18 protein-coding genes are annotated in these 15467 nt (G+C 49.6%); 16 read left to right on the plus strand and 2 right to left on the minus strand.

What is annotated here, in order from left to right; all coding sequences use genetic code 11:
• Positions 1 to 61: 61 nt before the first annotated feature.
• Positions 62 to 1348 carry an MFS transporter gene (locus DK507_RS15550; RefSeq protein WP_109357214.1) on the plus strand — a complete coding sequence of 429 codons (1287 nt, stop codon included), beginning with the start codon at positions 62 to 64 and terminating at the stop codon, positions 1346 to 1348.
• 19 nt (positions 1349 to 1367) lie between these two features.
• Here DK507_RS15550 and DK507_RS15555 read toward each other — a convergent pair whose 3' ends face one another.
• Positions 1368 to 1586: a hypothetical protein gene (locus tag DK507_RS15555; RefSeq protein ID WP_254054412.1), complete on the minus strand. Its 219-nt coding sequence runs from the start codon at positions 1584 to 1586 to the stop codon at positions 1368 to 1370.
• 261 nt (positions 1587 to 1847) lie between these two features.
• Between DK507_RS15555 and DK507_RS15560 the strand changes: the two genes are divergently transcribed.
• The 5 genes from DK507_RS15560 to DK507_RS15580 all read left to right on the plus strand — a co-directional run bounded on the left by DK507_RS15560 (position 1848) and on the right by DK507_RS15580 (position 5294).
• Complete coding sequence (locus DK507_RS15560; protein WP_109357215.1) at positions 1848 to 2096, plus strand: hypothetical protein; 249 nt, start codon at positions 1848 to 1850, stop codon at positions 2094 to 2096.
• 162 nt (positions 2097 to 2258) lie between these two features.
• Positions 2259 to 2801: an ATP-dependent protease subunit HslV gene (gene hslV / locus DK507_RS15565; protein WP_109357216.1), complete on the plus strand. Its 543-nt coding sequence runs from the start codon at positions 2259 to 2261 to the stop codon at positions 2799 to 2801.
• Positions 2802 to 2857: 56 nt separating this feature from the next.
• A complete protein-coding gene (hslU, locus tag DK507_RS15570; protein WP_109357217.1) occupies positions 2858 to 4159 on the plus strand; it encodes an ATP-dependent protease ATPase subunit HslU in 1302 nt (433 codons plus the stop codon).
• Positions 4160 to 4192: 33 nt separating this feature from the next.
• On the plus strand, positions 4193 to 4594 hold the full coding sequence (locus DK507_RS15575; protein WP_109357218.1) for a GFA family protein: 402 nt from the start codon (positions 4193 to 4195) through the stop codon (positions 4592 to 4594).
• A gap of 70 nt (positions 4595 to 4664) precedes the next feature.
• Positions 4665 to 5294 (plus strand): peroxiredoxin family protein, encoded by a 630-nt coding sequence (locus DK507_RS15580; RefSeq protein WP_162559080.1) that lies wholly within the window; start codon positions 4665 to 4667, stop codon positions 5292 to 5294.
• A gap of 15 nt (positions 5295 to 5309) precedes the next feature.
• On the opposite strand, the gene DK507_RS15585 is transcribed toward DK507_RS15580, so the two are convergent.
• Entirely contained in the window at positions 5310 to 8234 is a 2925-nt protein-coding gene (locus DK507_RS15585) for a pitrilysin family protein (RefSeq protein ID WP_162559081.1), read from the minus strand.
• 149 nt (positions 8235 to 8383) lie between these two features.
• Here DK507_RS15585 and DK507_RS15590 point away from each other — a divergent pair, with 149 nt between their 5' ends.
• The 10 genes from DK507_RS15590 (at position 8384) to ybeY (ending at position 15463) form a co-directional block, all read left to right on the plus strand.
• On the plus strand, positions 8384 to 8956 hold the full coding sequence (locus DK507_RS15590; RefSeq protein WP_109357221.1) for a NifU family protein: 573 nt from the start codon (positions 8384 to 8386) through the stop codon (positions 8954 to 8956).
• A gap of 33 nt (positions 8957 to 8989) precedes the next feature.
• Entirely contained in the window at positions 8990 to 9583 is a 594-nt protein-coding gene (locus tag DK507_RS15595; protein ID WP_109357732.1) for a malonic semialdehyde reductase, read from the plus strand.
• Between the two features lie 17 nt (positions 9584 to 9600).
• Positions 9601 to 10227, plus strand: a complete 627-nt coding sequence (gene tsaB / locus DK507_RS15600; RefSeq protein ID WP_109357222.1) for a tRNA (adenosine(37)-N6)-threonylcarbamoyltransferase complex dimerization subunit type 1 TsaB — start codon at positions 9601 to 9603, stop codon at positions 10225 to 10227.
• Positions 10228 to 10230: 3 nt separating this feature from the next.
• Positions 10231 to 10743, plus strand: a complete 513-nt coding sequence (gene rimI / locus DK507_RS15605; protein WP_109357223.1) for a ribosomal protein S18-alanine N-acetyltransferase — start codon at positions 10231 to 10233, stop codon at positions 10741 to 10743.
• Between the two features lie 126 nt (positions 10744 to 10869).
• The gene (locus DK507_RS15610) at positions 10870 to 11283 is read left to right on the plus strand and encodes a MucR family transcriptional regulator (RefSeq protein ID WP_109357224.1); all 414 of its coding nucleotides are present in this window, start codon (positions 10870 to 10872) and stop codon (positions 11281 to 11283) included.
• Positions 11284 to 11397: 114 nt separating this feature from the next.
• On the plus strand, positions 11398 to 11820 hold the full coding sequence (locus DK507_RS15615; RefSeq protein ID WP_109357225.1) for a Fur family transcriptional regulator: 423 nt from the start codon (positions 11398 to 11400) through the stop codon (positions 11818 to 11820).
• Positions 11792 to 12592: a 1-acyl-sn-glycerol-3-phosphate acyltransferase gene (locus DK507_RS15620; protein ID WP_254054413.1), complete on the plus strand. Its 801-nt coding sequence runs from the start codon at positions 11792 to 11794 to the stop codon at positions 12590 to 12592. The genes DK507_RS15615 and DK507_RS15620 overlap by 29 nt, the downstream gene beginning before the upstream one ends.
• Before the next feature lie 9 nt (positions 12593 to 12601).
• Positions 12602 to 13939, plus strand: a complete 1338-nt coding sequence (gene miaB, locus DK507_RS15625) for a tRNA (N6-isopentenyl adenosine(37)-C2)-methylthiotransferase MiaB (protein ID WP_109357226.1) — start codon at positions 12602 to 12604, stop codon at positions 13937 to 13939.
• Positions 13939 to 14967 (plus strand): PhoH family protein, encoded by a 1029-nt coding sequence (locus DK507_RS15630; RefSeq protein WP_109357227.1) that lies wholly within the window; start codon positions 13939 to 13941, stop codon positions 14965 to 14967. The genes miaB and DK507_RS15630 overlap by 1 nt, the downstream gene beginning before the upstream one ends.
• Positions 14954 to 15463 carry an rRNA maturation RNase YbeY gene (gene ybeY, locus DK507_RS15635; RefSeq protein WP_109357228.1) on the plus strand — a complete coding sequence of 170 codons (510 nt, stop codon included), beginning with the start codon at positions 14954 to 14956 and terminating at the stop codon, positions 15461 to 15463. Before DK507_RS15630 ends, ybeY begins: the two co-directional genes overlap by 14 nt.
• The last annotated feature ends 4 nt before the right edge of the window (positions 15464 to 15467 follow it).

Genomic DNA, 15467 nt, shown 5'->3' on the forward strand with positions numbered 1-15467 from the left:
TAGGGTAACGCCAAATCTATCCCCCTGTCTGACAATGCTCAACAACAGGAAAACTCCAAGAATGAAATCAGCCGTTCGACTATTGGCAAAGCGCCGCTTTTGGCCGCTTTTCATCACGCAAATGCTTGGAGCATTTAACGATAACTTGTTCAAATTCTCAATGGTTATCCTGGTAACATATGGCATCTATAAAGATCCAGCACAGGACTTTCAGTTTAATGCATTGGCTTCTGGAATTTTCATCCTGCCCTTTTTTCTGTTCTCGTCGCTCGCCGGGCAACTGGCGGACAATTATGACAAAGCACGGATCACAAGGCTCGTCAAAACGCTTGAAATTGCGATCGCTGTCATCGGTGGCATTGGTCTGTTGATACCATCAATCCCGATCATGCTGACCGCTCTGTTCCTGCTTGGCTTACAATCGACATTTTTTGGACCAATTAAATATGCGATTTTGCCCCAACATCTTGAAAAAGATGAAGTGTTAGCGGGAACGGGATTGGTAGAAGCCGGCACCTATATCGCGATATTAGCGGGCACAATATTGGGCGGAATCATTATCGATCGCAATGGCAATGGCGTTGAACTGGCGGTTGTTTCCGTATTTCTGGTGGCGCTGGTGGGCCGTATAGGCGCGCAGTTTATGCCAAGCGCGCCGCCACAAAAAGAAGTCGAAAAGATTGATTTCAACTTTATTCGCTCGTCCATCAAACTGATCTCCGCAACCTTGCACGTTCGGAGGCTATATCTCGCAATCGTGGCCATCAGTTTCTTTTGGACAATAGGGTCGGTGCTGATCATTCAGTTTCCACCATTGGTGGAAAATGTCCTGACATCGACACCTGCGGTCGCCAGCCTTTTTCTGGGGGTCTTTTCGGTTGGTATTGCAGTGGGATCCATTTTGATAAATCGCCTGCTAAAAAGCGAAGTTTCTGCGCGATACGCACCGTACAGCGTCATCGCGATGGGTATATTCGTATTGATACTATATTTCATCGCTCGCGGCTGGGAAGGTCTACCCAATGGCGAGCTCTATACATTCAGCACATTCATGATGCACGACGGCGCATGGGCTCTGCTTGGTACTTTGGCCGGCGTAGCGGTTTTTGGTGGAATGTTTGTTGTCCCGCTTTACGCTTTCTTGACTACAACCGTCGATATCAGCGAAACTGCGAGGACAATCGCTGCCAACAACGTAGTCAACTCGGGATGTATGGTGCTAGGCGCATTGGCCGCATTGGGACTGAGCCTGTTGGGTGTTTCAACCACTGAACAGCTGTTGTTGGTAACGGGAATGTGCATCGTCGCGGCATGGCTAGGCCAGCAATTGCATCTCGCCTGCGACTAAAGCCGTCTTGAAAAACTGTTCAAAAGATGAACAGGTAAAAAGCGGTAAAGAACGCCGAAAAACTCAAAAGAAAGAGGCTTGCATCCTCACTCAGTCGTTTTCTTGGCTGTTTGGCAGTTTCTGCCAAACTGATTTGCTCATCATTCAGAGACAAAGCTTCAAGCGGCAGACTAAGCCGAAAAGGATGCCTCACGCCTTCGTGATGCAATGTAAGTGAGCGGTTCAGATTCTTTTTCATGCCGACTTGTTAACAATTTGTTAGTCATAGAATCCAACAGAAAATTGCCACTCTGTCCTTTTGTATTAAGATGACACAGTCCTATGGATGCTTCCAAGGCAGAATATTTATCCAGAATGGATCAAAAACGAAGAATGTGTGATCTTTGCAACAATGGCTAACATTAAGGACTAAAACCATAAACCTTGTTGATTTCAAACAATTGTTATGGCAGTGGGCACTACGTATTGAGTGAAATGCGAAACCCTGAAGGAGCAAATTATGCGTTTCGGTAAAATTGGTATGGCTGCAGTTGCAGCTGCATCTCTGGTTGCTACACCTGTGTTCGCACAGGCTGCACAGCCAGTGTCTAAAGTTTCTCAACCTGTTCGTGCTGGTGCATCTGCAGATGAAGAAAGCAAACTTGAAGGCGGATCAGGCATCATCATCGCCGTTCTTGCTGCTGCTGCAGTTATTGGCGGCATCATCATCGCTGCTGATGGAAGCGATGACGATCCAACAAGCCCCTGAGTTCAGGCGCTAAATGAATTTGAAATGGCGGCCTTTTGGTCGCCATTTTTTTTGCGCAATAGGTATCAGTAAGTATGAAAAATAGCTATTGAGGCACAAACGGTTGCACTTGACCGACAGATTTCCCATATCCGGTTTATGACAGAAAATCAGCACCATGGCATGCAACAATGGCATGGCACCACCATCCTCTCCGTCCGCAAAAATGGTAAAGTGATCGTCGCTGGCGACGGTCAAGTTTCCATGGGTCAAACCGTAATGAAACCCAATGCCAAAAAAGTTCGGCAACTGCATGACGGATCAGTCATAGGTGGTTTTGCCGGAGCTACCGCAGATGCCTTTACATTATTCGAGCGCCTAGAAGCGAAACTGGAACGCCACAATGGTCAGTTAATGCGTGCGGCAGTGGAACTAGCAAAGGATTGGCGCACCGATAAGTATCTGCGCAACCTTGAAGCCATGATGATCGTTGCAGATAAAGAGGTCACACTAATCCTGACCGGTAATGGAGATGTCCTTGAGCCCACTCAGGGCATTGCTGCGATAGGGTCTGGTGGGAACTTTGCTCTTGCCGCTGCGAGAGCACTGATTGACTATGAAAAAGATGCCGAGAAGCTTGGGCACAAAGCCATGGCCATTGCTGCGGAAGTCTGTGTTTATACCAATGATCAGCTTACGGTCGAGACACTGGAAAGCGCAATATAGGTTACTTGAGCCATTCAGTCACGAATTGTCCATTTTTATTCCAATACAGGTTTCACATGCTAGATAATCTTACCCCAAAAGCCATCGTTAAGGCTCTGGACGAACATATTGTCGGACAGAAAGACGCAAAACGCGCAGTCGCAGTCGCATTACGCAACCGCTGGCGGCGTCAAAAACTACCTGCGGATCTCCGCGAAGAGGTGACACCGAAAAACATTCTGATGATTGGCCCCACGGGTTGCGGCAAGACTGAAATATCAAGGCGTCTTGCCAAACTGGCGGATGCGCCGTTTATCAAGATTGAAGCCACAAAATTTACTGAAGTCGGTTATGTCGGTCGTGACGTAGAGCAAATTGCCCGCGATCTTGCTGAAGAAGCGGTGAGGCTGGAACGCGAACGCCGCCGCTCGGCGGTCAGTGACGTAGCCAGCGATGCAGCCATGAAGCGTTTGCTGGATGTGTTATGTGGTGAAAATGCGAGCGAAGCGACGCGGGAAAGCTTCCGCCAACGAGTGGTCGATAACCATATGAACGACACCGAAATCGAGATTGAGGTAGAGGATACCCCCAGTGCACCGATGGATATCCCGGGGATGTCCGGCCAGGTCGGGATGATCAATCTGTCTGACATGATGGGTAAGGCATTTGGCCAGAATGCGATGAAACGACGGAAAATGCGGGTTGCCGACGCCTGGGACAAATTGATCGAGGAAGAGTCAGACAAACGCCTCGACGATGATGATATTGCACGAGCAGCGATCACCGACGCAGAATCCAACGGTATCGTATTTCTTGACGAAATTGACAAAATCGCGGTCAGCGATGTGCGCGGTGGTTCAGTCAGCCGAGAGGGGGTTCAACGCGATCTTCTCCCCTTAATTGAAGGCACGACGGTCGCGACAAAATACGGTCCGATGAAAACGGATCATATCCTGTTCATCGCATCCGGCGCTTTTTCTATCTCCAAACCCAGTGACATGTTACCTGAGCTACAAGGTCGGCTTCCCATTCGAGTTGAACTTCGCGCGTTAACTGAAAAAGACTTTGTTCGCATTCTTACAGAAACGAAAGCCAATCTGCCTGAGCAATATGTCGCTCTCTTGGGCACCGAAGAAGTCACCATCGACATCACACAAGATGCTATTGAAAAACTTGCCCAAATTGCAGCCAATGTGAACGAAACGGTAGAGAATATCGGTGCACGCCGATTGCAGACCGTGATGGAGAAACTGCTGGAAGAGATAAGTTTCGATGCAGAGAATCACAAAGGGGAAACAATCGCGGTGGATGCCACCTATGTCGATAGCCAGCTATCTGATGTTGCGAAGGACACAGACTTGTCCAAATATGTGCTATAGGATTTTCCAAACTTGATCTGACGGGAGCAAAATATGGCTGAGGGTGGGTGTTATTGTGGGGCAGTGCGTTATGAAATATCTGGTGAGCCGATCAACCAGTCCATATGCCATTGTCGTGACTGCCAGAAAAGCAGCGGCTCGGCTTCCGTGGCGTGGATTATGCTAGAAAATGATGAATTTTCCCTAGTTAGTGGTGAACCCAAAACAGTCGAGGGCAAAAACGGTGCAGAACGACTTTTCTGCAACAATTGCGGCACAGGAATCGCTTATAAAAATGCCAATATCTTGCCGGGTATGATCGACGTGCAAACGGCCACACTTGATGAGCCAGAAGCCTATATTCCTGAAATGAACATCCAACTTGCGGAACAAATCTCGTGGGAAAAGGTCGCACACGAGCTACCGGCCTTTGATCGCTTTCCACCGCAGGAATAATCTGTCTTGAATCCGTAACCGTATACCGTCCTGCGGCGAATTGCCGCTGAGAAACCACAGGAGAATTATTTTGAAAAAGAGTGTATCTCTTTTGGCTTTGACCTCTGCACTGGCCCTCGCATCATGTTCACAATCTGGAAATCCAGTGGATGACGGCGAAGAAACATCAGAAGCAGCTGAACCCGCAGTGGCTGGAACAGTGGAGGAAGTTCCGGCCATCGACGCCGGCCTTGCTGTTGGTTCTTCGGCTCCTATTAAGGCAGAATTTAATACCGGCGACGGTAGCAAGACACTGGCCAGTATCCTGGAGGATGGTCCAGCAATTCTAGTATTGACACGTTCGGTAGAGTGGTGTCCATTCTGTCAGACTCAGTTGAAAGGCATTAACGCAATTGTCAGCGACCTCGATCAGAGGGGCTATAAACTATACGGCGTCAGCTATGACAGTGTCGAAAGCCAGGACCGCTTCTCCAAAAACCAGATGCTGGAATATACAATGTTGTCTGACGAGAATTCTGCAGTGATCGATGCGTTTGAATTGCGCGATCCACAATATACCGAAGGAAAAGCCGTTGGCGTTCCCTATGCTTCAGTCATCGTTGTCGACAAGGATGGCAAGATCATTGCCAAATCTGTGTCGGGTGATTTCAAGAAACGCCCAACAAATGATCAACTGCTGGCGATAGTCGACGCGATATAAAGCCTTTTTAATCGCCTATCGGGAAGCCGAGGAAGAAGCCGCGTCGGCTCCGACTTCGGCTTTTTCATTTCCTTCCGGTAGCACTACCAGTTTCCACTTGGTTGAATCCTTGAGATATTTTTGAGCCAGCTGCTGAACTTCTTCAGGTGTGATCACCGTGTAATCTCTCAGTAACGTTCTTAAAACCATGAACTTCTTAGGGTTAAAACTCGCACCCTCCAACTGACTCATCCAGAAGCTGTTACCACTGCTCGCCCTAGATATGAGTTGGCGAAGCGGTTCTACCACCCTGTTCAACTCATCAAGGCTAACCGGTTTTTCTCTCAGGTCTTTCGCGATCAATTCGGCCACGCCGTAAAAACGGTCGATATTATTTGGCGTCAACTGACTGGAGGCGCTTATATATCCGCCCTTTTGAAAAGCGACCGGCCAGCTATTTATCACTTGCGGGCTATAGCTCGCCCCTTCTTTGGAGCGTAAAATTTCAAACATGCGATCATTGAAGATTGAGACCAGAACCTCCAACTGACGACTTTCTTTGATATTCTGCAGTCCGCCGCCGGTTGGCCAGGCAATTAAAGCGGCTGCGCGCTCTGCATCCCCTTTGTGAACAAGAATTTCCGGCCCCGCTTTGGAAGCCGGGAACATAGGCGAACGACTACCGTCCGGAATGACAGAGACTTTTCGTTTGCGCAGTGCGCCGAAGGTTTTCAGCACCGCTTCAACCGCTTCGTCCCGTTCGAAATCACCAAATAACATCAATTCAATAGGGCCGCTCGACAAAATAGGTTTCCAGAATTTCTTGAAATCCTTGGGCGTCAGCGCTTGAAAATCCTGTTTGTCCGGTGTTTTCCAGCGCGGATCTTTGCCGCGTATCAACCAGTCCAAATCTCGTTGTAACACCGCCTGCGGCGAAGTGGCAAAACTGTCATAGCCTATTAAAGAGGCTGCACGCCCGCGAATAACTGGTGCAGCATCCCATCTCGGATATTGCAACTTGGCAGCTATCAAATGCAATTGATCTTCAAGGTCGGCTGCTCTCGTATCGGCCTTGATTTCATAGGCGTCATCATCGATTTCAAACCCGAGCCCGATCCTCCGACCGGTAGTGATTTTGTCCAGCTCCTCTTGTCCCAGATCACCGACACCGCTCGCCATCAAAGCCATTGCTCCAGTCCAGGCTAATCCTTCATCATCGGTGCTTAGACCACTATATCCCGTACCAAAACGGGTGTTGACCATGATCTTATTGCGTTCGGCTTTGTTGGGGAAAAGCATTACCCGAACACCGTTTGACAATATCAGCTGTTCGATCTCGAAACGCTTGTTCATCTCTGATGAGACAACCTTCCCCTTGCGTCCGATACGTGGCAGCGCGTCAAAACCAAGGTTCGCTTGTTCCACCCGCACGTTCGTTGCCGCCTGGACTTCTTCCAGCAACGAAGCAGCAAGTTTGGAATTGCCGTCGTCTACAACCGTGGGAGAGGTCAGCAAAGCTCGCGTTGCAATGCCGTCAAACAGCTTTTGTGTTGATTCAAGCAAGCGCTGAGGTGTGTAAAGGTCCCGCATCTCACGGAACACATCAAGCGCTGTTTGTGGTGTGGCCACAGTTTCTCGAATATCAACGGCATTGACGATATCATCCGCCTGCTTTCGGGCGGCCTCTGTTGCATAGCCTTCGGCACCAATGGAAAGCGCCGCGTCAAACTCTGCTATTTCCCTTGCGATGTCCTGTTCGGAAGGTGCATGAGTGGTTGCGTCAGCGATTACAGCCCGTACATCTTTCAAAGCAGCAGCCCAGTCATCACCCAAGGGCACGATATTCACGAAGGTGCCGTCCACCGACCGGCTAACATCCTCTTGGTTCACATTCGCTTGAAGGTAGCTGCCCCCTGCCCTCGCACGCGCCTCAAGGCGACGATTGATCATCTGGAGTGCCAAAAGATCGATCAACAATTGTTGATTATAAGCGATGGTGTCGTCCACCTTACGCCATGGCCGGACGGTCGCCATTGATATGAAACGTGGCAAGGTTGGCTCGATCAACACCCGGCTGATATCAGCATCGGAACCAGGATCACCGAAATTTGGCGCCACGCCAGGTTCGCCCTTGCCCTTCCAATCAGAAAAGTGTTTTTTTAGCAGCGCTTCGAACTCCGCTGGATCACCATCTCCGGCTATGACTATCACGGTATTTTCTGGCCGGTACCATCGACGATGGAAAAGTTGCAACATCGTGGGTGTTGCTGCTCCCAATGTTTCCGGTGTCCCGATAGGTGCCCTGCTCGCCAGCCGCTGGCCCGCGAAGAACAATTTTCGCGTGGCGTCTTGGACTTTTGTCTGTGGCCCCTGACGCTCCTGCAATTCTGCCATGACGACAGGGCGCTCGGCGTTGATCGCCTGCGCAGTCAAACCCGGCGCACTAATCATACCGGAAATAATCTTGATACTCTCATCCAGACTTGTCGGATTGGCATTGGGCAGATCAAGCTTGTACACCGTCTGAGTTGGCGTGGTTTCTGCATTGCTGTCGCTGCCGAACGTCGCACCTAACCGCTGCCAAATGCGTTTAGCTTCACCGTCAGGAACATATTCGGAGCCCCGGAACGAAAGGTGCTCCATAAAATGTGCGAAACCCTGTTCATGATCCTGTTCCATCAATGAGCCAACATCAAGACGGACCCGGATTGATACTTGCCCGGGAGGAACGCCATTATTTTTGACCGCATAGCGCAGCCCATTGTCCAACGATCCGAAAGTCCAGCTCGTGTCGACAGGAACGTCACTGCCTTCATAAAGCCAAGGCTGTTGTGCGTTAACCTCAGTCTGGGCAGGCTGTGGCTGTGCCTCGACTGGCGTTGTCAGCACCGAGAACGAGACACTGGTAAAAATGGCAAAGGCAGTGAAAAGACGACCGGATGCGCTTTGATAATATTTCATGGCGCAGTTATAAGCAGGCCCAATCTTACTGGCCAGTGAATAACGATATTGATTGCCATGCAAAATATCGATGGCAATCGGTCAACTTTTCCGCTGCTAAAAGGCAGTTTAGCCTTGATAGCCCAGCCAAATGCTCCCACATATCAAACATGTTGATAGAAACCGAAAAAACGCCCAACCCGTCCACGCTCAAATTCCTGATGGGCCAGACAGTTATGGCCGACGGGACAAGGGATTTCGCATCACCGGAAGATGCGGATATTTCTCCACTTGCAGAAGCCTTGTTTACTCTAGGAGACGTGACCGGGGTCTTCTTCGGTTCAGATTTCGTTTCGGTAACGGCTGGCCCTGGATCAGAATGGTCAGATGTAAAACCACAGGTGCTTAGCATTTTGCTCGATCATTTTTCAGCCGGGCTACCCTTGTTCAAACCTGGATCAGCAGGCGAAATACAAATTCCACCGGAGGAAGAAGTTCATGATGATCCGGAAGATGCGGAGATTGTATCACAGATAAAAGAGTTAATCGAAACCAGGGTGCGCCCAGCGGTCGCCAACGACGGGGGTGATATCATCTACCGTGGCTTCAACCGCGGTATCGTTTTCCTGAAAATGCAGGGCGCTTGCGCAGGGTGTCCGTCGTCAACTGCAACATTGAAGCATGGAATTGAGTCTCTGCTCAAACACTATGTGCCAGAAGTGGTTGAAGTTAGAGCCGCCTAATCCAACCGGTACAAAATGGGTAATGAGAAATTTATGAATCAGCCACTTGATGACGCTGCACTGGACCAACTTTTTCGAACAGCGCGAACTTTTAACGGCTATCATGACAAGCCGGTAACTACCGAACAGCTACACGCAATCTGGGATCTCATGAAGATGGGGCCGACCAGCGCAAACATGCTGCCCGCGAGGATGGTTTGGTGCCACAGTCAGGATTCCAAGCAACGTCTTGCAGACTGCGCTGGCGAAGGTAACAAAGAAAAAATTGTGAATGCCCCAGCCGCGGTTATCATCGGCATGGATCAGAATTTCCACGAATATCTTCCCGAGCTTTTTCCGCATACCGATGCGAAAAGCTGGTTTGATGGCGATCCAGAGGGTCGTATCGAAGGTGCCATGCGAAATAGTTCGTTACAAGGTGCCTATTTTATTCTGGCTGCGCGCGCTCTGGGCTTGGATACCGGCCCAATGTCAGGATTTGACAATGCGGCAGTGGATGACGCTTTTTTTGGTGACCAACCAAGTGTGAAATCAAATTTCATTTCAACCTTAGGATACGGCGATCCTTCAACAATTTTTGACCGTAGCCCGCGTCCTGATTTCGACAAATTCAACACGATCATCTGACGGCGAGCGTCAGAGCCATGAACAACCGTACTCTTGTTATAGACACTGCCACAACAGCTTGCTCGGTTGCTCTGTTCGAAAACAAGAGAATAGTAGCTAACACCTACGAAGAAATTGGTCGCGGCCATGCCGAGAAGTTGGTGCCGATGATCGCGGAACTGCCCGACAAAGGGCGCGCGGATCACATCATGATCAATTGCGGACCGGGAAGCTTTACCGGCGTCAGAATCGGTCTTTCTGCCGCAAAAGCTCTGGCTCTGGCTTGGCAAGCCGAAATTTCCGGATATCAATGTTTACATCTCGTCGCTGCGCAGGCTTTGAATGAAATGGAATCCCCCGCTCCTGTTTTTGTAGTGATGCTTGGAGGCCACGGGGAATATTTTGTTCAGAATTTTGCTGAAGACGGCGGCCCTATAGATGATCTCCTGTCCCTGTCACCTGAATCGGCTTTACGCCGCAGAAAAGCAGACCATTTAGCGGGTTCCGCAGCAAAGGCTTTGGCGAACCTGACCGATGGGCTTTCATGTTCATCCATATTGCCGAACGCCGCCAAATACAGCCTATTGTACCAAGCCTATCAATATACAGACCCAACACCTATTTATGGCCGCGCGCCAGATGCGCAGCCAGCTCATCGGGACTAGAGTATGTCAGATGTGAACCCCTATCCTGACAGCAATGAAGCGCCCTTAGATCCTACAACAGCAATAAAGCTTGAATATGGCAGTTTTGATGAACTGAAAGTCGTTATGCGGATTATGCAGGCTTCCTTTTCAAGCCTCTATGGTGAGTCATGGAACGAGCATCAATGCCGCTCAATGCTGTCTTTGCCGGGCACACAACTATTGATTGCCAACTACGACCTTGAACCTTGCGGCTTTGCTATCAGCAGGAGTGCGGCAGGCGAGGAAGAATTGCTTATGATAGCGGTCGATCCTAAATATCAGAATAAAGGTATTGGGATCGCTCTTCTTGAACGGCTAATCGCGAACGCAATTAAAAACGATGTCACAGCAGTTTTTTTGGAAGTGCGATCCAACAATCCGGCCCAACATCTATATGAAAGACTTGGTTTCCAAAAAATTGGACTACGGCGAGCTTATTATTCGGGCGATAACAAAGAAAAGTATGATGCCATCACCTACAAAAAATCTTTGTGATGCTTAAAGCAACGCAAAATCAACACAGTATATAGGTTGATGATTGATAATCCACCTTGCCCATGCGACTAAACACACAGCAAAAAATTGCTCAAAACCATAAAATGGTCGCACTAAGAGGTATATATGACAGAGGAAGATGTCGCTCTGAATGAGACGTTGATTACGCTCACTTCGGATATTGTTGCTGCACATGTTAGCAACAACAGCGTAGCTGTTTCAGACTTGCCACTCATTATTAGCAACGTTCACGACGCGTTGTCGGGACTTGCGGGAAAAGCCGCAGAACAAGCCAAACCAGAGCCAGCTGTGCCAATCAAATCATCCATAAAACCCGATTACGTCGTTTGTCTGGAGGACGGCAAGAAACTGAAAATGTTGAAACGACATTTAATGACCCACTACGGTATGACACCTGACGAGTATCGGGTAAAATGGGGTCTGCCCAGTAACTACCCGATGGTCGCACCTAATTACGCTCAGCAACGCCGGGAACTGGCCAAAGCTATTGGTCTAGGAAAGAAAAAGAAGAAGGGCTAACTTCTCCTTTTCGTTAGATTTTATCTATGGGAAGTTGCGGATGTGTTTCGCAATTTTCCCTTTGCTTTATTGTCCGCCGCGAATAGAGTATATGCAATTATCAGGATGGAGCGAATGCCGGACAAAATTGATCTTGAGAAGCTATGTGCAGAAAAAGGCTTGCGAATAACCGACCAGCGCCGGGTGATTGCCAGAGTCATTTCTGACGCAGACGACCATCCCGATGTCGAAACATTGCATGAACGTGCTTCTGCGGTGGATTCCCGTATTTCGATAGCCACTGTTTATCGAACTGTTCGCCTATTTGAGGAAGCTGGTATTCTCGATCGTCATGACTTTGGCGATGGTCGGGCACGCTACGAGGCTGTTCCGGAAGCGCATCACGACCATCTCATCGATGTAGAAACTGGCAAGGTGATAGAATTTGTCGACCCCGAACTCGAAGCGTTACAAAAGGTAATTGCAGAGAAGCTTGGGTATCGATTGGTCGACCATCGTATGGAACTATATGGCGTATCCTCTGACCGAAAGAGCTGAAGCAGAGCGTTTTTCGATTTCAGTGGTTGGAATGCTGTTTATAGCACTACGTATAGCGGCGATCCTGCTAAGCTTGGGCATCTGTCTGCCAATGCATTATCTCTGGCGCCTGTTCCGTATCCCCTCCCCGTGGCCCCGCTTTTTCCTGTGGTCAGTCGCCACCAGTTGTGGTGCGATTATCAAAACCGAGGGACATCGTCTCAAGCAAAATGTTTTCTATGTTTCAAACCACATAAGCTGGTTCGACATCCCGGTTATTGCAGGGGTAACTGGTTGCACCTTTGTGGCCCAGGACGGTATCGCAAGTTGGCCGATTATCGGATGGCTATGTCGCATCAACAAGACCATTTTTGTCTCCAGAACAGACCGTATGCAAGTTGGCAACCAAATTGATATTATTCGGGAGGCCATTGAGGAAAAATACCCGATCACGGTATTTCCCGAGGGAACAACGACAGACGGACATAGCCTACTGCCATTCAAGCCCTCACTTTTCCAAGCAATGGCACCACCACCCAAACCAACCATGATCCAACCCATGTTGCTCGATTATGGTGCGGCCAGCAAAGATATCGCATGGGTCGGTGAAGAACCGGCTATTGACAATGCCAAGCGGCTATTTGCACGATTGGGAACAATTCCGACCACTTTGCATTTTCTGGAACCTTTCGATCCCGCCGACTTTGCTGATCGCAAGGCCATTTGCGCAGAGGCCGAACGACGGATTGCCAGCGCGCTTTCCGCTTCCCTGTCCGGAGAGCCCGTTGTATAGGCGGCGGTTATGAATCGATCCGATCCGAAAAAATTCCGCATTAAATCCTTTGGCTGTCAGATGAATGTCTATGATGGCGAGCGCATGTCCGAAATGCTTGTCGATCAGGGCATGTCGAGCGCTGGTGATGGTGAAGATGCTGACCTGGTTGTCCTCAACACCTGTCATATCCGTGAAAAAGCGGCCGAAAAAGTCTATTCCGACATCGGACGACTGCGTGACAAAGATGGTAATAGCCCGATGATTGCCGTCGCTGGTTGTGTCGCACAAGCAGAGGGCAAAGAAATTTCGCGGCGCGCGCCAAGTGTTGATATCGTGGTTGGCCCACAGGCCTATCACCGGCTGCCGGGACTTATCGATCGAGCCAAGACCGGTAAAAAGGCACTGGACACAGATATGCCAGCGGCATCGAAGTTCGACGTCTTGCCAACCCGCAAGAAACAGGCACGCCCGACCGCCTTTTTGACTGTGCAGGAAGGGTGCGACAAATTCTGCACTTATTGCGTTGTGCCTTATACGCGCGGAGCGGAGATTTCGCGCCCTTGGAGTGATCTGGTAAACGAAGCAAAGGCATTGGTTGATGGCGGCGTAAAGGAAATCACCTTGCTCGGTCAGAATGTAAACGCTTGGACAAGCGAAGACGACAAGGGGCAGATGCAAGGGCTTGACGGCCTCATTCGCGCGCTGGACCATATCGATGGTTTGGAGCGCATCCGTTACACCACCAGCCATCCGAATGACATGACCGAAGCACTGATCGCAGCCCATGGCGAAATATCGGCGCTTATGCCTTATCTCCATCTTCCGGTTCAGTCGGGAAGTGACCGTATATTGAAAGCGATGAATCGTTCACATACGACTGAAAGCTATTTGGGCATATTGTCACGGATGAGAAAAGTTCGGCCGGATATTGCCATTTCTGGCGACTTTATTGTTGGTTTTCCGGGTGAAACCGACGCTGATTTTGAAGAAACTTTGGCGATTGTCCGCGAGGCCAACTACGCGCAGGCTTATTCTTTTAAATATTCCCCGCGACCCGGCACACCTGCGGCTACGATGGAAGATCAAATTGCTCCAGATGTCATGGATGAACGACTCCAGCGATTGCAATCTCTGCTGAATGAACAGCAGCATGATTTCAACAGAACAGCTCTTGGTCGACAAACCGACATCCTTTTAGAACGTAATGGCAAACTCGACGGGCAACTTGTTGGCAAGACGCCCTGGTTACAATCAGTCCATATCATCGCCCCCGAATTGGCGATTGGCGATATGGTGGATGTTACAATTGAAAGCGCGGGGCCCAACAGTCTGCAGGGTAAAGTGACACGGAGAGAAGCTGCTTAATGGCCAAAAAAAACATTGCCGAAGATAAACTCAATCTGGTGACGCTGGACGTCGAATTTGACGATCCTCAAATATTGGGCGATCTTTTTGGTGAATATGATCGCAATATTGTGGCGATTGAAAACAGGCTCGGTGTCTATATCGCCGCTCGTGGTACCAAGTTAAAGATTGAAGGTGAAGAGGAAGCGGCAGCCCAGGCGCGTGATGTCTTGACCGGGATATATAACCGCCTGGAAGAGGGTCAGGAAATTGACGCTGCACTCGTTGAGGCCATCATCGGTATGGTTGCCGATCCACGGGTTTCAAAAATCACAAAACCGGATCACACAAAAAAGGCAGCAAAAAGCGATATCTCGGCGCCCCCGAAAGTAATGATCAAGACGCGCAAGAAAACGATTTTTCCGCGCTCTGTTCGCCAGGCTGACTATATGGAAAAGCTGGCCCGTGACGACTTGATCTTCTCGCTTGGTCCTGCGGGCACGGGAAAAACCTATCTTGCGGTGGCGCAAGCCGTATCGCAGCTTATAACCGGATCAGTGGATCGTCTTATCCTGTCCAGGCCTGCTGTAGAAGCGGGCGAGAAAATCGGTTTTCTTCCCGGCGATATGAAAGAAAAAGTCGATCCTTTCCTGCGCCCTCTTTACGATGCATTATATGACACTCTGCCCGCAGAACAAGTCGAACGACGCATTGAAAGCGGCGAGATCGAGATCGCACCCATCGCATTCATGCGTGGCCGAACATTGGCCGATGCGTTTGTGATCTTGGATGAAGCGCAGAACACCACTACCGCCCAGATGAAAATGTTCCTCACCCGTTTCGGCATGAACAGCCGTATGGTCATTTGTGGTGATCCGAAACAGGTAGATTTGCCGCACGGCGCCACATCCGGTCTTGCCGATGCCGTACAAAAACTAGATGGCGTTGACAGTGTTAGTACCGTCAAATTTGGCGCAGCGGATGTCGTCCGCCATCCATTGGTCGGCAAAATTGTTGAAGCCTATGAAGGCAAAGATGCTGCAGATTGAACTCAATGCGGGTCCTCAGTGGCGAGATTCAAACGACTGGCAAAAACGCGGTGAACAGGCTGCGCGGGCTGCGCTTTCCGTTTCGTCCTATGGAGACTTGGCGGAGAGGAATTTTGCATTGGAAATCAGCATAAAACTCTCAAACAACGATGAGGTCCAGGAGCTAAACTCGGCATATCGCGGCAAAGATAAACCCACCAATGTGCTATCTTTCCCTTTGGTTCCTCATGACTTGCTGGAATCATTGTCCAACAGTGACGATGGCGAAGTGCTGCTAGGCGACGTAATCATGGCGCATGACGTTTGCGCCAGTGAAGCAGAGGCAAAATCCGTTCCCATGGCAGACCATGCAACGCATCTGCTAATTCATGGTGTTTTGCATCTATTAGGCTATGATCATGAAACAGAGTCGGATGCCTTGATCATGGAGGCTTTAGAAGTCAAAGCGTTGCAAAAATTGGGCATTGCCAATCCCTATAACGATCAACATATATGATGAG

The sequence above is a fragment of the Sphingorhabdus sp. EL138 genome, from assembly GCF_900258045.1.
Lineage (GTDB): Bacteria > Pseudomonadota > Alphaproteobacteria > Sphingomonadales > Sphingomonadaceae > Parasphingorhabdus.